Origin of the sequence: Rhodococcus coprophilus NBRC 100603 (assembly GCF_001895045.1) — a bacterium.
GTDB classification, from domain to species: Bacteria; Actinomycetota; Actinomycetes; order Mycobacteriales; family Mycobacteriaceae; genus Rhodococcus; species Rhodococcus coprophilus.
On sequence record NZ_BDAM01000007.1, the window covers coordinates 159,255 to 180,393 of the forward strand.

Genomic DNA, 21,139 nt, shown 5'->3' on the forward strand with positions numbered 1-21,139 from the left:
ACAATGCAAAACTAACCTTACATCGTTAGTTCGTCCAGATCGGCGCCGAAAAGGACCCTCCATGGCACGACCCCGCACGCCCCTGCTCAGCCGGTCGCTCATTCGCGACACCACGCTCTCGCTCGTGGACGAGTACGGCCTAGCTGCCGTGTCCATGCGCAGGATCGCTGACGAACTCGGCGTGCGCGCACCCTCGCTCTACAGCCACTACGCGAACAAGGAAGAGCTGTTCGACGACATCGCCGACGGCATCGCCGAGACGGTGGACGTGAGCGGATTCGAGGGCGAGGACTGGCAGGAAGGACTGCGGATCTGGGCGCGCTCGTATCGGGCCGCGCTCGCCGTCCATCCCAACCTCGTCCCCTTCCTGGCGTCGAGCCCACGACAGCGTCCCACCGCCCTGCATCATGCGGACGCCGTCCACGGCGGACTGACCCGCGCGGGCTGGCCCCCTCGCTTGGCGACCCTGATCGGCGCTTCGATCAAGTACATCGTCATCGGCTCGGCGATCACGTCGTTCGCGGGCAGCTTCGACGACCACATCGAGACCTACAACTCCCGCTATCCACACCTCTCCCAAGCTCATCGGCTACGCGAGTACGCGGCAGAGATCGACGTGGACAGCTTCGAACTCCTGCTGGAATCGTTCCTGCGCGGGCTCGAGGACAAATACCCCGGCCTCCCGGACGAACCGGCACGAATGTGACGCCACCGGCCGGGCACTACCTCGCCAAGCGGTGCGGAGTGGACGCCCGCGTCCTACGGTGGAACCATGACGCGCACCATACGCATCGGACTCCAACTCCAGCCCCAGCAACAGCCCGACTACAGGGTCATCCGGGACACCGTGCTCCGCGCCGAAGACGCCGGCGTCGACATCGTCTTCAACTGGGACCATTTCTTTCCGCTCTACGGCGATCCCGACGGCGCTCACTTCGAATGCTGGACGATGCTCGGTGCCTGGGCCGAGCAGACCGAACGCATCGAGATCGGCGCGCTGGTCACCGGAGGCGGTTACCGCAACCCCGACCTGCTGGCCGACATGGCGCGAACGGTCGATCACATCAGCGGCGGCCGTCTCATCCTCGGCATCGGATCGGGCTGGTTCGAGAAGGACTACGACGAGTACGGCTACGACTTCGGCACGAAGGGTTCCCGCCTGGACCTGCTCGCCGAGTACATGCCCCGTATCACGTCGCGCTTCCAGAAACTGAACCCGCCGCCCACGCGGCACATCCCGATCCTCATCGGCGGGGGCGGACCGAAGAAGACCCTTCCGCTCGTCGCGAAGTACGCCGACATCTGGCACAGCTTCGGTGAGTTCGAGACGCACGTCGAGAAGTCCGAGATCCTGGCGCAGCGTTGCGCCGACCTGGGCCGTAACCCCGACGAGATCGAGCGTTCCACGGACTGGCCGGGCGTCGACAAGGCCGCGGTGTACGTCGAACAGGGCATCACCCAGTTCACCGTCGGAATCGGGGGCCCCGACTACGACCTCGCTCGCCTGGTCGAGGCGATCGCCTGGCGTGACGCGAGCGCCGGGCTCGCCTGAGAAACCTCAGGTGGTAGGTGCCTCATGCGGGCGAAACACGCAGGCACCTACCATCGATGATGCATGCCGTATGTACCGATGCTTCCACCGTGCAGCCCTGGCGACTGGGACGACGATCGCCGGAGGCGGCGCCTGCGCGACACCCGGCTGGGGCATTCGCCGAACGCCGGGCCGGCACGCCGCACCCTCGCCCGCATCGCTTATCTGCTCGTCCCACTGGTCGTACTGGCCGCCCAGTACTGGTCGTGGGATGTCGCACCCGTTCGTGAACAACTCGCCCTGACGCAACCGCGGATCCACCAGGTCCACGACGCCCCACCCGGCGCGCTCGACACCGCGGTGGTCGATCTCGTCGGACTCGGCAATCTGGATGCGACCGCCACCGCCGAGTCTCTGTCCGCGCTGAGCGAGATCGGCCAGGTGTGGGCGGTCGAATACGACAACCGAGGTCTCGACACCGCCGTCGTGAGCGACCTGATCCTCGAGCGCGCCGGGTGGTCGGGCGTGGAGAACATCGTCCTCGTCGGACACAGCATGGGCGGCATCATCGCCCTCGAGGTCGCACAGCACCTGTACGAGGAAACCCCGCTGGAGGTGACGGGCGTGGTGCTGGACTGCACTCCCGTCGACCTCCACGCGGTGCGGGCCGAGAGCCGCAACGCCGGTGAAGAGATGCTCCGCTGGGCCGGCTGGATCCCGGGCGCCCGCGAGAGCCGCATCATGCGGATGTCGGTGGAGATCGCGGCACGTCAGGAACGGTTCGTCGTCCCTTCGGACCGTTGGTACCTGCGGATCGACACCGCCGAACTGCGCGGCGTGATCGAGGAAGTGCTGCGTGACAAGATCCTGTCCGATGACGCCCCGAGCAACGGAATGATCGAATCGCAGTTCCGCGCGATCGTCGCCTCGGGTGCCGTCGACAATCTGCAAGCGCTCGCCGACGAACGCGACGACAAGGCTCGCCCCGCCATGGTGTTCCTCCGTCCCCGGTACGCACCCGCCGACCCGGTCGTGGACGTCGAGTACACGCAACAGATCCTGGTGGACCAGTCGGGCGGACCCGACGGCACGCTGCTCGTGTCGAAGCTCGACGGCATCGGGCATGCGAACCCGATCGAGGCTCCGGCCGCCTACAACGAGGCGATCACGCGCCGGATACTTCCGTTCCTGGACTCGCGTCCCGGCGCGACCGAGACGAACGACGAGGGCGTGGCCGAAAGTGTCGTACCGGACGGATCTTGATGGCACAACGCTCATCACCCGTTCATCTTCGGCGGCTGAGCACCTCCCTCGCCTCGCTACCCCAGCCAGTCCAGCACCGCGGCAGCGGTCCAGGACTGCTGCATACTGCCCAGCGGCTCACCCGTGAACGGTTCGTAGTACTCCGCGAACGAACCGTCGCTCGCCTGTCGTAACCCCTCTGCCCGCAACATGTTCGACCGTTCCGCCCAGCCGCGGCGAGCGAATGCCCACGAGAACAGCCACGTCATGACCGGCCATACCGGCCCGCGCCAGTATTCGCGGGGCCGGAAGGCACCCGAAACGGGCGAGGTCGACGGCGGCACCGCATATCGCAGGTCGGGGTGACCACAGAATTTCGGGCCCTCGAACGTGCGGATCAACGCTCGTTCCGCCTGCCGGTCGAGTCCGCCGCACAGCAGGGGAGCGAACATCGCGAGGGTGTCGGTGGTCAGCCATCGTCCGCTGCGCAGATCGAAGTCCTTCGCCGCGCCGCTGCGTGGGTCGGTGGTGGCGACCACGCCGTGCCGGAACCGTTCGGCCCAGCCGTACAGTTCGCGCACGTCGGCGTTGGGCCGGGAGTGCTCTTCGCCGATGTTGGCGAGGACCTCGCACGCCAGGGAGAACACCGCGCTGACGAACACGTCCTCCACCGCGAAGCTCATCGTCTTGGCGAGTGCGTCGTCTTCGTAACGCGCCACCTTCATTTCCTCGAGCAACCACAGGTAGCGGGCGTACTCACCGTCCGTAGGCCGCTCGGCGGGATCGGCGACGTGGTTGAGATCCTCCCGCCGGAAGAGCGGGACCTCGCCGGCTGAGACGTTCGCGTATGCCAGATCCCACCGTGGCGAGTTGTCCATCCCGGACTCCCATCCGTGGTACAGCGCTATGCGGCCGTTCCCGTCCAGGTCACGGGCATGAGCGAGCCACCGGTGCCAGCGCACGAGGTCGGCCCACCGGCGGTCGAGGAACTCCTCCGCGACGGCGCGCGTGCTGCGGCCGTGCCGCCGCGAGTTCTCGAGAATGCGCTGCACCGCGATCGCGTGCACCGGCGGCTGGGTGATGCCCGAAGTTTCGACTCCGAGAGGGGCGTGGGCTGCCAGATCGGACACCGCCCAGCGCGCCGGCCCAGGGAAGTACCCGTCGATACCGTTCGCGAAAACGATGTGCGGAATCATGCCGTTCTTCCACTGGGCAGACAGCAGGGTGTCGAGTTCGACGACGGCACGTTCGACGCTGAGCGGTGCGAGCCCGACCGCGACGAAGGCGGCGTCCCAGCTCCACATGTGCGGATACAGCCGGGGTGCAGCACTGGTCATGGTGCCCAGGTCGTTGCCGCGCAGCAGGTAGGCGGCGCGCGCAGCGAGCTGAGTGGGTGTGAATCCTCGGTCCGGCATCGTCTCATTCTCCGGCTTCCCCGCCGATCCGCACGCCGGGCCGGACTGTGTAACACGCGCGATACACGCGGGACTAGGCTCGAAGAATGGGCAGGCAGCGAGGTGGCCGGGCTGCATCGACGCCGCGCCGGGGAAAAACGACGGATGAGCCGAAGGGCCCCGTCGAAGGTATGTACGACATCGACACCGGTACATGTGAGCTGGTCAAGGACCGTTATCTGCCCGACGGCTGGGTGCTCGAGGTCAACGGTGTACCCAGCTCCCACATCGACCTGGGCGACCCGACGCTGCTCGAATTCGAGTACATGCGCTGGATCGCGATGCTCGTCGAGAGCAGGTTCGCCGACGACGCCCGGATCCGCGCCCTGCACCTCGGCGGGGGAGCCTGCACGATGGCACGGTACTTCGCGGCCGTGTACCCCGACGCTCGTCAGGTGGTCGTGGAGATCGACGGCCGGCTCGCCGAGTTGGTCCGGGAGTGGTTCGACCTGCCCCGCGCGCCCCTGCTCCGGATTCGAGTCGGTGAAGCTCGCGCGGTGCTCACCACCCTCTCGGACGACAGCAGAGATCTCATCGTCCGCGACGTCTTCGCTTTCAACAAGACGCCCGTGGCCCTGACGACCGTCGAGTTCACGCGGCACGCGCGGCGAGTGCTGTCTCCCGGGGGCATCTACGTCGTCAACTGCGGGGACACCCGCGACCTGACGACCGCGCGACGCGAAGCCGCCACGATCGGGTCCGTGTTCGAGCACCTGGTGGTCATCGCCGATCCCGCGATGCTCAAGGGCCGGCGCTACGGCAACATCATCATCGCCGGAAGCGACACTCCGCTGGACCGGAACCCATCTCTGGCAAGGGATTTGCTCGGCGGGGCGGTCCCGGCACATCTGTGGGACGACACCCAGGTGCGACGGTTCGCGGCGGGTTCCCGCGTGATCGACGACAGTGAAGCCCCCGTACGGAAGCCCGCCACACCGGCAGAGGGCGGAACAAATGGGAAGCCGCAGGGGTTGCAGGAGTCATGACTTCCGTGGACTCGCCCGTAATGCAGGTTTTTCCTCTGGGTTCGCCCTGGCAGACGATCGATCCGTTCCTCTTCGTCGCCCACCACGTGGACGCGTATCCGGCGGGCAACTCCGAACTCGGTCCCGACGCTCCGCTCACCGGGCGGCCCATCGGTCAGGACTTCGGGAACCCCGAGGGCTGGAACATGTACCACGGGACGACCGTCCCGGGCTTCCCCCAGCACCCGCACCGCGGCTTCGAGACCGTGACGTTCGTGCGCGAGGGCATCATCGATCATTCCGACTCGGTGGGTGCCACAGCGCGCTTCGGGGAGGGCGACACGCAGTGGCTCACCGCGGGCAACGGCGTGGTGCACAGCGAGATGTTCCCGCTTCTCCACCGAGACCGCCCCAATCCCCTCGAGTTGTTCCAGATCTGGCTCAACCTTCCCCGCGAGTCGAAGACCGCAGACCCGCACTTCACGATGCTGTGGAGCGAGGCGACGCCCACCGTCGCGTCGACGGACGCCTCGGGACGCGCCACGCACGTCCGGGTGCTCGCAGGGGCCCTCGGTGACGCCGTCCCGCCGTCGCCGCCGCCGGCCTCCTGGGCGTCCCGGCCCGACGCCGACGTCGCGATCTGGAACATCGACCTCGAGGCCGGCGCGGAGTGGACTCTTCCGCCCGCCGCCGGTTCCGAAACCCGGCGGGTTCTCTACGTCTACAACGGTTCCACAGCCGATATCGGCGGCACCCGGGTGGAGGCCGGGCACGGTGCGCTCGTCGACGCGTCCGCGCCGGTCGTGCTCCGGGGCGGCGGAGAGGCGACGCAGATCCTGATGTTGCAGGGTCGCCCGATCGGCGAACCCGTCGTGTCGTACGGACCGTTCGTCCTCAACGACGAAGCGGGAGTGCGCAAAGCCTTCGACGACTACCGGCGCACGGGGTTCGGTGGCTGGCCGTGGAACTCCGACGGCCCGGTCCATCCGGCGGATTCGGGACGCTTCGCCCGTTACCCCGACGGGAAGCTCGAAACTCCCTGACGGGACCGCCTCCCGCCTTCGTCACTCGAACCCTCGTCACTCGAAATGCATGGACCGGGTGACTCGGCCGAGCCTCATGGCGGGCAGATCCAGCAGGTAGTTCTGGCGCATGAGCCAGGGACTGCGCGAACCCTGTGCAGGCAGTGATTTCTCGGCACGGTGGATGTATCCCGCGTTCAGTCCGAGCAGCGGTCTGCGCTCCCCGTTCCCGGTGTAGGACGGTACTGCGATCCGGTATCCCTTCCGGCGCATGTAGCCGAGCAAGCGGCACACGTAGAGCGATGCGAGGTCCGCACGCAGGGTCCACGACGCGTTCGTGTAACCGATGCACAGTGCAGCGTTCGGGATGCCGTCGAGCATCGTTCCCCGGTAGATGACCTTCGTCGAGAGATCGACGGGTTCGCCGTCGACGGTGATCGAGATCCCGCCGGCCGGAACGAGGCGCAGACCGGTCGCGGGTATCAGGATATCGGCCTCGAGTTCGGTGCCCGAACGCAATCGGACGCCCTTCTCGGTGACCGTGTCGATGTGGTCGGTGACGACCTCGGCGGTACCGGCCCGCAGAGTCCGGAACAGGTCCGAGTCCGGCACCACGCACAGCCGCTGGTCCCACGGATCGTACGAAGGAGTGAAGTGCGGATCGACGTGCACATCGTCGCGCAACTGACGCTCGGTGAGCATGTGCAGCACCCGCTTCGCGAGAAACGGTGCACGACGGCAGAACTGGTAGAAGCCGAGATTGGTCATCACGTTCTTGGCTCGCACCGCACGATGGGCGACGGCACCGGGCAGGTACCGGTGGAGCCCACGCGCCAACGGGTCCCGGGCCGGAAGGGACATCACATACGACGGTGAGCGCTGCAGCATGGTCACGTGCGCGGCGTGTTCCGCGAGCGCGGGCACCAGAGTCATCGCCGTCGCTCCACTGCCGATCACCACGATCTTCTTGTCGTGCCAGTCGAGACCGTCGGGCCAGAACTGGGGGTGCACCACGGTGCCGGAGAAATCGTCCAGCCCGGTGATCTCGGGAAGGTACCCGGATTCGTAGCTGTAGTAGCCGCTGCACAGATAGAGGAACGAGCACGTCCACTCCGTGATCCCGTCCGCGGTGCGGACCCGCACGGTCCAGCGGGCCTGCTCGGTGGACCACGAAGCCTCGGTGACCTTGTGGCCGAATCGTATTCGCTTGTCGATGCCGTTCTCTGCGGCCGTGGCGCGCACGTATCGGAGGATGTCCGCTCCGTCGGCGATCGACTTCTCACCTCGCCACGGGCGGAACGGGTACCCCAGGGTGTACATGTCGCTGTCGGAGCGGATTCCCGGGTAACGGAACAGATCCCACGTTCCACCGATCGCGTCGCGACCCTCGAGGATCGCGTAGCTCAGATCCGGGCACCGCGTCCGAAGGCGATAGGCGGCACCGATCCCGGAGAGTCCGGCTCCGACGATCAGCACATCGACATGTTCCACCGTTTCCTACCCTTCGGTCCAGGCCAGGAGGTCGCCGGCCGGCCACGTGTTGATCACCCGATCCGGTTCGACGCCCCGCTCGGCTGCGCGCTCGCAACCGTAACCCAGCCATGCGAGCTGGCCGGGCGCGTGCGCGTCGGTATCGATGGAGAACAGGCATTCCGTCTCGAGTGCAAGATCGATCAGGCGTGACGGCGGGTCGCGCCGCTCCGGCCTCGAGTTGATTTCCACCGCGGTGCCGTGGTCACGGCAGGCCGCGAACACCTTCTCTGCGTCGAACTTCGATTCCGGACGCTGCCCACGGCCGCCGGTGACCAATCTGCCCGTGCAGTGGCCCAGCACGTCGACGTGAGGATTTGCGACGGCGCAGAGCATCCGTTTCGTCATCACGTCCCGGTCGGCACGGAGGTGGGAGTGCACACTGGCCACCACCACGTCGAGTTCCGCAAGAAGGCCCTCGTCCTGGTCGAGGGTGCCGTCGTCGAGGATGTCGACTTCGATACCGGTGAGTATCCTTGCGCCCTCGCCCTTCTCGTTGATCTCGGCGACGCCGTCGAGTTGTGTGCGCAGGCGTTCGGCGCTCAGCCCGTTCGCGACCGTCAGGCGCGGGGAGTGGTCGGTGAGCGCGAAGTATTCGTGTCCGATCATCGAGGACGCGGCACTGTGCATCTCCTCGATGGAACTACCGCCGTCCGACCAGTCCGAGTGAGTGTGCAGATCTCCCCGCAACGCAGCCAGCAACTCCTGTCCACCCAGGCCGATCGGTTCGGCCTCTTCGCGAAGCCGGACGAGATAGTCGGGAACACCGTCGAACGACTCCCGGATGACCGCCGCCGTCTTCGGTCCGATACCGGGCAGTTCCGTCCAGTTGTCGCTCCGCCGCCGCGACGCGCGCGTGAGGTCGTCGAGGTCCGCGACCACATCGGCCGCGTGCCGGAACGCCTGGACGCGGTAGGTGGCGGCGTGTTCGCGTTCGAGATAGAACGCGACCTCACTGAGAGCTGTGACCGGATCCATCACTCCATTGTGGCCGCGAGATCGTCCCCGCGAGGGCCCGTACCGTGGAGATCATGCCGAAATGTCCGATTGTCCTCACCGTCGCCGCCGGTGGCGCCGTATCCGTGCTCGCCTGGGTGTCGTCGCAGGTGACCGCACAGGCCGACGACCGGATGGTGGACCTCACCGACGCGCCCGCCGCACCCGTGGTGATCGTGCCGGGGGCGCGGGTGCGCGCGGGTCTGCCGATGACGTACCTGAGGGGACGTCTCGACGCCGCAATCGAACTGGTCCGCGCCGGGCGCGTGCAGGCCGTGCTGGTGTCGGGCGACGCGGCAGGCCGATCCGGGGACGAGATCGCAGCGATGGTGCGGTACCTCGTCGCCCACGACGTCGCGCGCGAGCGAATCGTCACCGATCCTTACGGGCTCGACACCTACGACACCGCACGGCGCGCGGTGGAGACCTACGGGGTGAGGCAGGCGCTCGTCGTGACCCAGTCGTTCCACCTTTCCCGCGCCGTCGCTCTGTGCCGCCGGGCGGGTATCGACATCACCGGGGTCCGGGCGGGCGGGAACGTCCGTGTGAGCACCCGCGTCCGCAATCTTCTTCGCGAATTCCTGCTCTCACGGCCGAAGGCGTTCCTGGAGTTGCGGTTCCCACGTGATCCGCTTGTCAGCACCCCGCCCGACGACAGGCTCGCCGAAATCCTCGCCGTGCATTGACGCCCGTCCGCGGGTGTCGATGCCGCGCCGCAGCTCATAGTGTGGACGCCATGCGTCCAACAGCCCTCATCACCGGCGGCGGCCGCGGTCTCGGCGCCGCGATCGCCCGTGAACTCGCACCCACCCACGATCTTCTTCTCGGCGGACGACGCCGCAACTCTCTCGACGCCGTGCTCGCCGAGCTTCCGGGTGCGACCGCGTGGCCCGTCGACCTTCTCGATCACGACGCCGTTGCCGCGGCGACGGCGGATATCGACCGCCTCGACGTCCTCGTGCACAACGCAGGAATCGCGGACCTGGGAACGATCGCCGACGCGAATGCGGCGCAGTGGCGTGACACCTTCGAAAGCAACGTCGTCGCGGTCGTCGAACTCACCCGGTTGCTGCTTCCGGCCCTTCGGGCAGCGAGCGGGCATGTGGTGCTCATCAATTCGGGCGCCGGGTTACGCGCGAACGCGGGATGGGGCGCGTATGCGGCGAGCAAGTTCGCACTGCGTGCGTTCGGTGACGCACTCCGGCTCGAGGAGCCGTCGCTGCGGGTCACCTCCGTGCATCCGGGCCGGATCGACACCGACATGCAACGCGCGATCGTTGCGACGGAGGGCGGAGAATACGACCCGGAGCGTTTCCTGAAGCCGGGCACCGTGGCCCGCGCAGTGCGGCAAGCAGTCGAGACGCCACGCGACGCACAGCCCACCGAGATAGTCCTCCGACCGTGGTGAGCGGAAAAACCTCAGAACGGTAGGGGAATGACGACCGGCGGTGCGCCCGGGATCGGGATCTGAATCTGCGGCGGCGGGGGAGGTGGCGGAGGCGCCGGTGCGGGAGCGGGCGGCCGGACAGGCGCAGGTGGTGGTGGGGCCGGCGCCGGTTCGGGGGCCGGAGCCGGAGCCGGAGCGGGCTGCGGCACGAACTCCGGCGGCGGTGCCGCTGGTGCCGGAGCGGGGGCAGGTTCGGGGACGGGTGCGGGTTCTTGCACCTGAGCGCGGCGCTCCTCCGATGACGGAGACTGCGGGTTTTCCGTCGACGTCTCGATCGGCGGCGGTGGGGGTGGTGGCGCGGGCGCCTGTTTACCCTCTCCGACCCGGACCGGGAGGATGCCGCCGGTCATGATGTCGACGACCCGCAACTCCTCGACAGGTTTTTCGGCGGGTTGAACGACGAACAGTCGCTCCGGATTCAAGCCCGGCCAGGTCCGGCCCTCGAGTTCCGCATCGGCCGTCATCACGGGCGACGACAACGGATTTCCGCGCGCACACCGCACCCTGGGGACTCCGCGGTTGTCGACGAGCACGATCGTCCCTGTCTCCAGCACGGCCTGCACGGGACTCGCCGCGTTGTCGCGGTACTCGTGCAGGGTGACGCGGGTGTCGGCGCGGAGCAGCACCGGACTGAGTTTCGAGATGTAGCCACGGATGTCGGCGACCTCGAGCACGCCGCGCCAGGCATCCGCTTTGGAACGATCCCCCTCGAGGGTGTCGACCATCGCGTTCCGATCGCACAGCGTTCGTTCGAGGCTTCCGCCGTAGAGCGCCGCCCGGTCGCCCGGTACCGAGGGAACCGCACCGTCTGCCGATACCGGGTCGCCGGCCTCTTCGACGGCGTCCGGTGCGGGCGGGGGAACGGCGACCGGTGCCTGAGGTGGGAGCAGCGGGCCCGTCCACGGATACTCGCCCTGCGATGTGGCGACCTGGAGCCGAACGGTCGCGGGCTCCTGCGAGCCGCCCGAGCCACACGCACCCACCACGAGTGCGGTGAGTGCGAGCACCAGTCCGAGTCCTCGCACTGTGTCGGTGGCCACGTCGTCATGTTAGGGGCGCCGGCCATCGGAGGATCGGCTATTCGGAACTTCCGGTAGCAGAACCGACTTCGCCTACGAAGTGCAGCAACAGAGCGTCGACCTCGTCCTTCCGTTCCATCTGCACGAAATGTCCGGCTCCGGCGAGGAGATGGACACCGCGCAGGTCGGGGACCGCTGCGGCCATTCGATCGAGCGCCTCGGTACCCGACATCGTCAGCACCGGATCGCGGTCGCCCGCAACGAACAGGGTCGGCACGGTGACGGCGGCCCCGGCGTAGGGCGCCGAAGCGATCCAGTTCGCGTCGTAGGCGCGGTACCACGACAATCCGCCGCCGAATCCCGTCCGGTCGAACGCTGCGGCGTATGTGTCGAGTTCTTCCTCCGTGAGCCACCCCCACGGAAGATCCGGCGCCTGGGGGAGGACGTCGAGGTAACCGTTTCCTTCCGCTGGGTGATTCCAGACGTCGAGATACCGGTAGTCGCCGGAGAGCGCGAAGAACAGTCGATGCAGAAACTCTCGTGCCCGTGGATCGAGTTCGGATTCTGCGACGCCGGGCTCCTGGAAGTAGTGCAGGTGCAGGAAATGGCGGCGGGCCATCTTCCGATACAACTCCGTCGGGCGCGCGGGCAACCTGTCCGGCGTGTACGGCACCGCCAGCAGGACGAGACCGGAAACGCGCGAAGGATGACGCAGTGCGACGGTCCACGCTGCGGGCGCACCGAAGTCGTGACCGACGAACACCGCCCTGTCGATACCCAGTGCGTCGAGCAAGCCGACGAGACGGTCGGCGATGGCGACCGAGGTGTACTCCTCGACCGCCTGCGGTCGCCCGGTCCCCCCGTAGCCCGGCATATCGGGCGCGAGCGCCCGGAAGCCGCCGGCGGCGAGGGCGGCGCTCTGGTGCCGGAAGCTGTAGCCGAGGCCGGGAAAGCCGTGGCACATGACCACGGCGGGGCCCTCACCGTCGTCGTGGATGTTCCACGTGAAACCGTCGACCTCGACGGTGCGGGTCGCCATCAGGACGCCGGGACGGTCTTCATGTCCTCCTGGCTCCAATATGCCTTCATGCTGGAGATTCTCGCCTCCTCGTCGAACGTCATGACGTCGACGACCTCCATGACGAGATCCTGTTCGCCGAGGTGGGTGACGAGCCGGAAGAGGAAGGCCGCGTTGTTCTCCGCGATCTTGAGTTCGAGCACCTCGCCCGTCTGCGTCATGGGTTCGATCACCCCGTAGAACTCGCGCAGTTCCGCTTCGGTCGTGCGCACCGGCGTACCGACGGGGTCTTCGACGGTCGCGCCGGGTGCGTAGAGGGCGAGCACGTCGTCCACCGTTCCCTTCGCCACCGAGCGGACATAGTTCTCGACCGTGGTCCGAATCGCGTCACGGGTGGGTGCCATAGGTGTGCCCCTTCGTTTCTAGAACGTGTTTCACCTTGGAGGTTAGAGCACGACGCGCATTCCCGACAGACCGTGAAGGCGCCGATCCAGCCCTCGGGCGTGCCATGCTTACCCCCGCCAACGACGGTTTCACCCGCGACGCCAGGAGCCCGATGCCCGAGACCCTCGCCTTCACCCTCGACGGACACGCCGGAACACTCGCGGCGCGACGATGGGAGACGGCGTCGCCCCGCTATATCGCACTGCTGTGTCACGGTTACGGCGAGCACGCCGGACGCTACGACCACGTGGCCGCCCGACTCGTCGCCGACGGCGCCGCGGTGTACGCCGTCGACCATGCCGGTCACGGCCTCAGCGACGGTGAGCGTGTAGTCGTGTCCGACTTCGAGCGCGTCGTCGACGACTTCCGTCTCCTCGATCTCACGGCGCGCAACGACAACCCCGGGCTTCCCGTCGCACTGATCGGGCACTCGATGGGCGGCATGATCGCCGCCCGGTACGCGCAGCGATTCGGAGGCGAACTCGCAGCGGTCGTTCTCTCCGGCCCGGTCCTCGGCACCTGGGCCGTCGTCGACGAATTGCTGGCCGCAGACGAGATCCCCGACGCCCCTATCGATCCCGCGACACTTTCGCGCGATCCCGAGGTCGGTCGCGCGTACGTCGAAGATCCGCTCGTGTGGCACGGCCCCTTCGAGCGCCGCACCCTCCAGGCCTTGAAGTCCTGCCTGGACCTCATCACTTCGGCCGGTGCGATCGACACCGTGCCGGTGCTTTGGCTGCACGGAGAACAAGACCGGCTCGTGCCCCTGGACGGCACCGCGGCCGGTTGGGCCACCCTGGCCGGCCCCCGAGCGTCGTCGAAGATCTATCCCGGCGCGCGGCACGAGATCTTCAACGAGACCAACCACGACGAAGTGCTGGGCGACGTGCTCGATTTCGTGCACGGCAACCTCGAGGACACTCGCACTCCGGCTTGACGGCCGCGACGATTCCCGATCGGCCGAGATCGAGGGCCCGTCGAGGATTGAAGCACCCCTTCTGCGGATATCCCCCCGAGAACCACTTTCTCGTGGATCCATCGGAAGGGAGTTCCCGTGGCCGAAGAGGATGCATCACACAAGGCCCGCGACGGATTGAGGAAATCCGTCGTCGGCAAGTTCAAGGAAGTGACCGGTGCGCTCACCCGCAACGATTCCCTGACAACAGAAGGCCGCCTCGAACAGGAGGAGGCCCGGAAACTGAAGGAAGCGGACACGTCCGCGCGGATGGCCGAAGCCGAGGCGAAACAGGCCACCGAACACCTCGAGGCCGTGCACGACGCCGGCCGCCAGGAACGTGAGGCGGCGCAGCGCCGCGCCGACGCCACCGAAACACGTGCCCAGCAGGAAGCCGAGTTGCGAAAGCAGCAGGCCGAACGCGAACGGCAGGAACATGTCGCGCGCGAGCAGGCCCGGGCGGCACGCGACGCGGCAATCGACGAGCAGCGCGCCCGCGTGCGGGAGAACGCCGAGGCTGCCGACGTTGCCGCCGACGTGAATGAGGCCCACGCCGAACACGGGGCAGCCGTGAGCGACGCCGAACGCGCCCGACTGGAAGCAGAACAGGAACGTCGCAGGGCCGAGGCACTCGAAGAAACGCTCGAAGAACACGACCGCTGACCGGGCTGTTGCCCGGCTACCCGTGTTCCGTGACCTCGGATTCGTACGGACCACAGAACCGGAGACTGGAGATGCGCCCATGGACCTGATCGCCTTACCCAAAAGCGTTCTGCGACTGCAATACCGGGTCGTCCGCTTCCCACTCGGAGTGATCGAACGGCAATTGCGGATCCTTCCGCCCGATGCGATGCCACGGCTGATGTACGAGCGAGGCCTCGGGATGCTCGACGGAATCGTCGGCAGTGTCGTCGGCGACGAAGACATCGCGACCCGCGGGGCACTCGCCAACGAACGCGCCCAGGCCGTGATCCGCGCCGAAGAACTCGACAGGAAGGCTGCCGACGAAAGACGTGCCGCAGACGAGGAACTCAGGCGCGCACACGAACGCGCGGCCGACGAGCGGGAGGACGCTCGCCGGAAACGCGAACAGGAAGTCGAGCAGGCACGCAGCCAGCGCGCCGCGCGAGAGAAGCAGGCGGGGCAGGAAGCGGCGCAGAAGAAGGCCGCCCAGACCGCACAGGCCGAGCGGCAGGCCGAGAAGCAACGACAGTCCGCCGAAGCGACCAAGCGGAAGCAGCAGGCCGTCGTCCGGGAGGCCGAGAAGCAGGCATCCGAGCCGGCCAAGATCGCGCTCGAAGATGCCGTGGCAAAGAAGCTGGAGTCCAAGAAGGCCGAGGAGCACGCGAAGAAGGCGGGCAACCTCGCCGACGCGGAGAAGTCGGCGCGTAAGTCGCAGTAGCCGAAGCAGGCGAGTGCCCGGCAGCCCACCGGCCGCCGGGCACTCGTTGCTCTGTTCGATCTACTTGACGACGTTGACCATCTTGCCGGGCACGACGATCACCTTGCGGGGCGCCGCACCGGCGAGCATCTCCACGATCTTCTCGTCCGCCAGCGCTGCGGCCTCGATCGCATCGGGTTTCGCGTCCGCCGGCACCGTGATGCGGCTGCGTACCTTGCCGTTGACCTGGATCGGGTACTCCACGGTGTCCTCGACGAGCCACTTCTCGTCGGCGGTGGGGAACGGCCCGTGCGCCAGCGATTCGGTGTGCCCGAGCCGCGACCACAGTTCCTCTGCGAGGTGCGGTGCCACCGGAGCGAGCATGAGCACGAGCGGTTCGACCGCGACACGCGGCGCACCCGCCGGATACTGCTTGGTCAGGTGGTTGGTGTACTCGATGAGCTTGGCGACGGCGGTGTTGTCGCGCAGGTTCGCGTAATCGTCGGAGACACCGGCCACCGCCTTGCTGAGCGCGCGCCAGGTCTCGTCCCCGGGCGTCTCGTCGGTGACCCGCACGTCGCCGGTCTCCTCGTCGACGACCAAGCGCCACGCACGCTGCAGGAACCGGGACGCACCGACGACGTCCTTGGTCGCCCACGGGCGCGACTGGTCGAGCGGGCCCATCGACATCTCGTACACACGGAGCGTGTCGGCACCGTAGTCGTGGCAGATCTGGTCGGGCGCAACCGAATTCTTGAGCGACTTGCCCATCTTCCCGTACTCGCGGGCGACTTCCTGCTCACCACCGGGGCCGGCCCAGAAGAACTTGCCGTCGCGTTCGACGACCTCGTCCGCCGGAACGTAGACGCCGCGCGCATCGGTGTAGGCGTACGCCTGGATGTATCCCTGGTTGAACAGGCGACGGTAGGGCTCGGACGAGGTCACGTAACCCAGGTCGAAGAGCACCTTGTGCCAGAAGCGCGCGTACAGCAGGTGCAGCACGGCGTGCTCGACACCGCCGACGTAGAGATCGACACCGCCCGGGTCGTTCGGCCCGTACAGATCCGGACGCGGCCCCGTCCAGTACTGCTCGTTCTCCTTGGCGCAGAACTCTTCCTGGTTGAGCGGATCGATGTACCGCAACTGGTACCACGAACTTCCGGCCCACTGCGGCATCACGTTGGTGTCGCGGGTGTAGTGCTGCAGACCGTCACCGAGATCGAGTTCGACGTTCACCCAGTCGACGGCCTTCGCCAGCGGGGGCGACGGCGCGGAATCGGCGTCGTCGGGATCGAACGAGACGGGAGCGTAGTCCTCGACCTCCGGAAGCTGCACGGGCAGCATCGATTCGGGGATCGCATGAGCATTACCCTGTGCGTCGTAGACGATGGGGAACGGCTCGCCCCAGTAGCGCTGGCGCGCGAAGAGCCAGTCGCGCAACTTGTACTGGATTTTTCCGACTCCCGCGCCGGACTTCTCGAGTTCGGCGATGATCGCCTTCTTCGCGTCCGGCACCGTCATGCCGTCGAGGTAGCCGGAGTTCACCAGTTCACCGTCGCCGGTGTACGCCTCCACCGAGATGTCGCCGCCCGCGATGACCTCGCGGATCGGCAGACCGAACGCGGTCGCGAACTCCCAGTCACGCTGGTCGTGGCCGGGAACCGCCATGATGGCTCCGGTGCCGTACCCGGTGAGGACATAGTCCGCGATGAAGACCGGCAACTTCTCGCCGTTCACGGGATTGACGGCGAACGCACCGGTGAAGACGCCCGTCTTCTCCTTGCTCTCCTGCCGTTCCAGGTCGGTCTTCGCCGCGATCGACGCCCGGTACGCGGCCACTGCCTCGGCGGGAGTGGCTGCGCCCCCGGTCCAGCGGGCATCGACGCCCTCCGGCCAGGACGCGGCGACGATCTCGTCGACCAGTGCGTGCTCGGGTGCGAGGGTGACGTAGGTGGCACCGAACAGCGTGTCGGGGCGGGTCGTGAAGACCTCGATATCCGAATCATGGCCGGCGACAGCGAATTTCACCTGCGCACCGTTGCTGCGGCCGATCCAGTTACGCTGCATCGACTTGACCTTCTCGGGCCAGTCCAGGTACTCGAGATCGTCGATCAGCCGATCGGAGTACGCGGTGATGCGCATCATCCACTGCTGCAGGTTCTTCCGGAACACCGGGAAGTTCCCACGCTCGGAACGACCGTCCGCCGTGACCTCCTCATTCGCGAGCACCGTACCCAGCCCGGGGCACCAGTTGACCAGCGAATTCGAGCGGTACACCAGCCGGTGGTCGTCGAGAACCGCCTGCTTGTCCGTGTCGGACAGGCTCGACCAGTCCCGCCCGTCCTCGAGCGAGCGGACACCCGAGTCCAGTTCCGCCTCGAGTTCGGAGATCCGGCGGGCCTTGCCTGCCGCCCGGTCGTACCAGGCGTTGTAGATGGTCAGGAAGATCCACTGCGTCCAGTGGTAGAAGTCGACATCCGTCGTCGCGATGGACCGGCGCTCGTCGTGCCCGAGTCCGAGACGCCCGAGCTGGCGCTTCATGTTGGCGATGTTCGCCTCGGTGGTCGTGCGGGGGTGGGTTCCTGTCTGGACGGCGTACTGCTCCGCCGGCAGGCCGAACGAGTCGTAGCCGAGAGTGTGCAGCACGTTCCGGCCCTGCATGCGGTGATAGCGCGCGTACACGTCGGTCGCGATGTAGCCCAGCGGGTGACCGACGTGAAGACCCGCGCCCGACGGGTACGGGAACATGTCCTGCACGAACAGCTTGTCGGCGGGCACGTCGCCGGCCAGCGCACCTACCGGATTGGGGGCGTGGAAGGTACCGCGCTCGCGCCACAGCTCCTGCCAGCGCTGCTCGATCTGCCCCGCGAGTTCGGCGGTGTACCGATGCTTCGGGGTGGCGTCGGACGACTGCTGAGCAGCAGTGTGCGGCTGTGCGGGGGTCTGATCGGGACGGGTCACGTTGATCGCTATCTACTCGGCCGGCGTTTGTGGGCTCCTACCAGGGTAGAACGTGCCCGCACCCGACCCGACCGGTGCCTTCGCCCGGCGCGTATCCTTACCGGGTGCTGATCGTTGCCCTTCTGCTCTTCCTGCTCGCTCTCGTCGTCGGAGCGGTCGGTGCCGCAGCACTGGCCGGGAAGCTGCCGCGGAACCGCTGGGCCGGCGTGCGCACCCCCGACTCGATGCGCGACGACGCCACATTCGCGCTGGCCAACAAGGTCGCTGCCCCCAGCATGCTCGGTGCCGCTGCCCTCCTCGGTGTGGGCGGAATCGCGTCCCTGACGCTGCCGACCGTCGCGGCGGTCATCGCGATCGTCGTCACCGTCGTCGCGGCGCTCGTCACCGCCGGTGCCGGTGGCGCTGTCGGTGCCCGGGTCGCGGCAGCCACGAAGCCCGAGGAATCCGACGGGTGCGGCTCGTCATGCGGTGCGTGCAGCCTTCGCGGGGCGTGCGAGCCGAGCGCCTGACCTCTTCCTATCCCGCTGCCGGTCCGCCGGGCAACCTACCTGTGCCCGGGGGCAGTGTGATCGCATCCGTCCAGAGCCGATGCGCGGTCGAGCCGTCAGGTGGCGTGCATGATGAGAGACCACCGAATACGCACCGAGGGGAACGATGTTCACCCGCACCACGCGGCCGATTCCGCACACGATCGACCCACAGCTGACGCACCGGCCACCGAATCGCGCCGGAGAGGCAAGAGGTACCTCGGCTCGCTCGCCGAACAGGACCGCGCCGAGTGCATCGCCGCAGCGCAAGACCTCCACGATGCGATGAACGAGACCGGCACTGAGGACTTCCGCGCCTGCTCCCGAGGGGGACGGCCACCCGGCGACGGCAGCGTCCCGGACGGAATCCGATCGCTCCAGCAGCTGCGCGCCCTTGCTCGCACGATCCGCACCTCGAGCCGGCCGGACCCGACGGAAATCCGTACTGTGACGAACGCAGGCACGTCCGCTGCGACTCCAACGCACCGATCCGGGAGGCGACGACGACACCGACCCGGACCCGCCCGGGCAGCAGGAGCTGTGAACCGCGCCGGAGGCGAGGCCGGGGCCACCATGTTGGTGATCGCCGGCCGCAGCAGCGACATCGACACCGCGACCGCAAAGGCCCATGCCTATCCGACAGTGACCGTGGCCGCCCGCTACGACCTGCCCGGACCCGGACCCGCCCAGGCGATCAGCCGACGATACTGCCCGCACACACAAGGTGCGCTCCCGGATCAGCCACGCCCAACGCGACTGGTTCATCCGTACCGCTGTCGACGCCCCGTGGGCGGCGGTGCCGATCGAAGCGCAACTGGTCGACGCCGACCCGAACATCAGCGGCGAACTCTACGGGGTCACGTCAGTACAGTCCGAGATCCTCGGACAGCGCGGCCAGTTCGTCCGCCGCCCCACGCGCGTCGCGCTGCTGGGTGCGCCGGTACGTGAGAAGCGACGACGCCAGGATCCGGCGATGCCGGCCCACCAGTCGATACCGGATGAGGCCCTGGTCGAGGAGTTTGATCACGTGCGGGCGCGAGACGTTGAGCAGCTCGGCGGCCTGCTGGGTGGTGAGCTCGGCATGCGCGGGAACCACGGTCACTCCCTGGCCGGCCGCCATGTTGGCCAAGACGTCTTTGATCAACTCCAGGGCCGCACTCGGCAGGTGCACGGACTCGGTTGCCCCGGCGACGGTGACGTCGAGCGTGTCGGGACCGGTTTTGACGTCCCGGAGGGCATTGAGCGCCTGTCGTGCCTGTTCCTGCTCCACGGCACTGGGATGTTCGATCGCGGACATACCCCACCTCCTCTAAGTGAAATATACGCAGCAAACGAAATAAACGCAAAATGGGCAATCTTCGACTCGCGGCGGAAGTCCGCATGGCTCGTTGGGGCGGATTCCTGAGTGTGCTGTTTGACGATCGTCAACAGGACCCCAATCTGAGGGCTCCCGCCCGATCAGGACGCGGATCTGTTCGGGGTCATGGTCGGCCCCACCGGAGAAGTCCTCGCCCGCACCGAAATCCACACACCCACACCCGATGCCACCATCGACAAGCTACGGCACCGTGTGGATCACCGACGGACACATCACCGCCCTGCGCGCCACCACCCCTGGACGTCGCCGAACTCCTCGACCACCACCGGCCGGATCCATCACGTCCCCACTGAATCTCGATGATCGCTGCACCGCCCCCCGCGAGCGGGGGACGCCACCGAGACCTCAGCTGAGAAACATTCCTGGTGACTTCACCGGGGATGTTCTCTGGGGTTTCACTGGGAGATCCACACATGGTCCACCGATTGACGCCCCTCCCAAAATTGTGTACTGTTGCCGTTGGCGGAATTTTTGCGCCCAAAATCAATGCCCTTCCGTTTCCCGGGAGGGTTTTTTTATGCCTTGATCAGCTCGGATGCATTTCGAGCGGTGGCGCGTAAACTTCGGAACTGATGCACCGTCACACTTGATCGACACCACGAGGCCCGATTGAGCAATGAGATGCGGGTCCACGAACTCGCCAAGGAACTGGGCATCCCCAGCAGAGACCTACTTGCGCAGCTTCGGCACCAGGGCGAGTTCGTGAAGTCGGCTTCATCAACCCTCAGGGGTGAGGTGGTGCAACGGATGCGGATGGCGCCGCCCAGTGGCCGGCCCCCGTATCCGTTGCCGATTCAACCGCCTCCGCGACCGCGTCCCCCGGCTCCGAACAAACGCACGCCCGCCGTGGCCCAGAGCCAATTGATCACCGCCGTCGAAGCTGGACAGATCCTGGGCATCCGCCCCGACCGGATTCGCCAATGGGCTTCACGCGGCTATATACAAGGCAAGGGAAAACGTGGTCGCGCCACCCTTTACGATCGAGACGACCTGATGCGAGCGCAGAGCGAAACACGCAGCAGAACAAAAGATCCCGAGGTTTTTCCCAAACTGGGAATCTCGGACGCCTACTACAACCGACTCATCACCACCAATGAAGTAGCCGTGCTCTTCGGAGTCGCCCCCTCGACCGTTCGCAGTTGGATCCGCCGCGGTCATCTGACTCCCGTTCGCCGTGGCAATCGCGGCTGGTTGTTCAAGATCGGACTCGTGATGATCGCCGCCGACGATCGTGCCAGGAACCGCACGCGTCGCTGGTAAGCAGCTCCA

Annotated in this window: 20 protein-coding genes; 12 read left to right on the plus strand and 8 right to left on the minus strand. The window is 67.0% G+C overall.

The annotated features are described in order from the left end of the window. The first annotated feature begins 61 nt into the window (after positions 1-61). The 3 genes from RDCOP1_RS12670 (at position 62) to RDCOP1_RS12680 (ending at position 2,794) form a co-directional block, all read left to right on the plus strand. On the plus strand, positions 62-706 hold the full coding sequence (locus RDCOP1_RS12670; protein ID WP_072701040.1) for a TetR/AcrR family transcriptional regulator: 645 nt from the start codon (positions 62-64) through the stop codon (positions 704-706). A 66-nt stretch (positions 707-772) separates the two neighbouring features. After that, positions 773-1,552, plus strand: coding sequence for an LLM class F420-dependent oxidoreductase (locus RDCOP1_RS12675; protein ID WP_072701041.1), 780 nt, complete (start codon positions 773-775; stop codon positions 1,550-1,552). A 63-nt stretch (positions 1,553-1,615) separates the two neighbouring features. Further along, positions 1,616-2,794 carry an alpha/beta fold hydrolase gene (locus RDCOP1_RS12680; protein WP_072701042.1) on the plus strand — a complete coding sequence of 393 codons (1,179 nt, stop codon included), beginning with the start codon at positions 1,616-1,618 and terminating at the stop codon, positions 2,792-2,794. Between the two features lie 56 nt (positions 2,795-2,850). On the opposite strand, the gene ggh is transcribed toward RDCOP1_RS12680, so the two are convergent. Then, a complete protein-coding gene (ggh, locus tag RDCOP1_RS12685) occupies positions 2,851-4,188 on the minus strand; it encodes a glucosylglycerate hydrolase (RefSeq protein ID WP_072701043.1) in 1,338 nt (445 codons plus the stop codon). Positions 4,189-4,274: 86 nt separating this feature from the next. Here ggh and RDCOP1_RS12690 point away from each other — a divergent pair, with 86 nt between their 5' ends. Together RDCOP1_RS12690 and RDCOP1_RS12695 are read left to right on the plus strand one after the other, a co-directional pair. After that, complete coding sequence (locus tag RDCOP1_RS12690; protein WP_072701044.1) at positions 4,275-5,213, plus strand: spermidine synthase; 939 nt, start codon at positions 4,275-4,277, stop codon at positions 5,211-5,213. Beyond that, complete coding sequence (locus RDCOP1_RS12695; protein ID WP_072701045.1) at positions 5,210-6,235, plus strand: pirin family protein; 1,026 nt, start codon at positions 5,210-5,212, stop codon at positions 6,233-6,235. The genes RDCOP1_RS12690 and RDCOP1_RS12695 overlap by 4 nt, the downstream gene beginning before the upstream one ends. Positions 6,236-6,271: 36 nt before the next feature. On the opposite strand, the gene RDCOP1_RS12700 is transcribed toward RDCOP1_RS12695, so the two are convergent. Then, entirely contained in the window at positions 6,272-7,705 is a 1,434-nt protein-coding gene (locus tag RDCOP1_RS12700; RefSeq protein ID WP_072701047.1) for a flavin-containing monooxygenase, read from the minus strand. Between the two features lie 6 nt (positions 7,706-7,711). Then, complete coding sequence (locus tag RDCOP1_RS12705) at positions 7,712-8,722, minus strand: PHP domain-containing protein (protein WP_072701049.1); 1,011 nt, start codon at positions 8,720-8,722, stop codon at positions 7,712-7,714. A gap of 53 nt (positions 8,723-8,775) precedes the next feature. Here RDCOP1_RS12705 and RDCOP1_RS12710 point away from each other — a divergent pair, with 53 nt between their 5' ends. Together RDCOP1_RS12710 and RDCOP1_RS12715 are read left to right on the plus strand one after the other, a co-directional pair. Beyond that, positions 8,776-9,426: a SanA/YdcF family protein gene (locus RDCOP1_RS12710; RefSeq protein WP_072701454.1), complete on the plus strand. Its 651-nt coding sequence runs from the start codon at positions 8,776-8,778 to the stop codon at positions 9,424-9,426. 50 nt (positions 9,427-9,476) lie between these two features. Next, entirely contained in the window at positions 9,477-10,148 is a 672-nt protein-coding gene (locus RDCOP1_RS12715; protein WP_072701456.1) for an SDR family oxidoreductase, read from the plus strand. Between the two features lie 11 nt (positions 10,149-10,159). On the opposite strand, the gene RDCOP1_RS21505 is transcribed toward RDCOP1_RS12715, so the two are convergent. The 3 genes from RDCOP1_RS21505 to RDCOP1_RS12730 are packed head-to-tail and all read right to left on the minus strand — an operon-like array spanning position 10,160 to position 12,628. Beyond that, positions 10,160-11,227, minus strand: a complete 1,068-nt coding sequence (locus RDCOP1_RS21505) for a DUF6777 domain-containing protein (RefSeq protein WP_072701050.1) — start codon at positions 11,225-11,227, stop codon at positions 10,160-10,162. Between the two features lie 37 nt (positions 11,228-11,264). Then, complete coding sequence (locus tag RDCOP1_RS12725; protein WP_072701052.1) at positions 11,265-12,245, minus strand: alpha/beta fold hydrolase; 981 nt, start codon at positions 12,243-12,245, stop codon at positions 11,265-11,267. Further along, positions 12,245-12,628: a nuclear transport factor 2 family protein gene (locus RDCOP1_RS12730; protein ID WP_072701054.1), complete on the minus strand. Its 384-nt coding sequence runs from the start codon at positions 12,626-12,628 to the stop codon at positions 12,245-12,247. The genes RDCOP1_RS12725 and RDCOP1_RS12730 overlap by 1 nt, the downstream gene beginning before the upstream one ends. 152 nt (positions 12,629-12,780) lie before the next feature. Between RDCOP1_RS12730 and RDCOP1_RS12735 the strand changes: the two genes are divergently transcribed. The 3 genes from RDCOP1_RS12735 (at position 12,781) to RDCOP1_RS12745 (ending at position 15,025) form a co-directional block, all read left to right on the plus strand. Next, positions 12,781-13,605 (plus strand): alpha/beta hydrolase, encoded by an 825-nt coding sequence (locus tag RDCOP1_RS12735; RefSeq protein WP_072701458.1) that lies wholly within the window; start codon positions 12,781-12,783, stop codon positions 13,603-13,605. 117 nt (positions 13,606-13,722) lie between these two features. Beyond that, positions 13,723-14,286: a flotillin family protein gene (locus tag RDCOP1_RS12740; RefSeq protein ID WP_072701055.1), complete on the plus strand. Its 564-nt coding sequence runs from the start codon at positions 13,723-13,725 to the stop codon at positions 14,284-14,286. A 79-nt stretch (positions 14,287-14,365) separates the two neighbouring features. Next, complete coding sequence (locus tag RDCOP1_RS12745; RefSeq protein WP_072701057.1) at positions 14,366-15,025, plus strand: IF2 family translation initiation factor; 660 nt, start codon at positions 14,366-14,368, stop codon at positions 15,023-15,025. A 60-nt stretch (positions 15,026-15,085) separates the two neighbouring features. Here RDCOP1_RS12745 and leuS read toward each other — a convergent pair whose 3' ends face one another. Next, the gene (leuS, locus tag RDCOP1_RS12750) at positions 15,086-17,965 is read right to left on the minus strand and encodes a leucine--tRNA ligase (RefSeq protein ID WP_072701059.1); all 2,880 of its coding nucleotides are present in this window, start codon (positions 17,963-17,965) and stop codon (positions 15,086-15,088) included. 104 nt (positions 17,966-18,069) lie between these two features. Between leuS and RDCOP1_RS12755 the strand changes: the two genes are divergently transcribed. After that, a complete protein-coding gene (locus tag RDCOP1_RS12755; protein WP_072701061.1) occupies positions 18,070-18,474 on the plus strand; it encodes an SdpI family protein in 405 nt (134 codons plus the stop codon). A gap of 880 nt (positions 18,475-19,354) precedes the next feature. On the opposite strand, the gene RDCOP1_RS12765 is transcribed toward RDCOP1_RS12755, so the two are convergent. After that, positions 19,355-19,789, minus strand: coding sequence for a helix-turn-helix domain-containing protein (locus tag RDCOP1_RS12765; protein ID WP_072701063.1), 435 nt, complete (start codon positions 19,787-19,789; stop codon positions 19,355-19,357). 690 nt (positions 19,790-20,479) lie between these two features. On the opposite strand from RDCOP1_RS12765, the gene RDCOP1_RS21950 reads away from it, so the two are divergent. Then, entirely contained in the window at positions 20,480-21,130 is a 651-nt protein-coding gene (locus tag RDCOP1_RS21950) for a translation initiation factor IF-2 N-terminal domain-containing protein (protein WP_111731613.1), read from the plus strand. Positions 21,131-21,139: the final 9 nt, after the last annotated feature.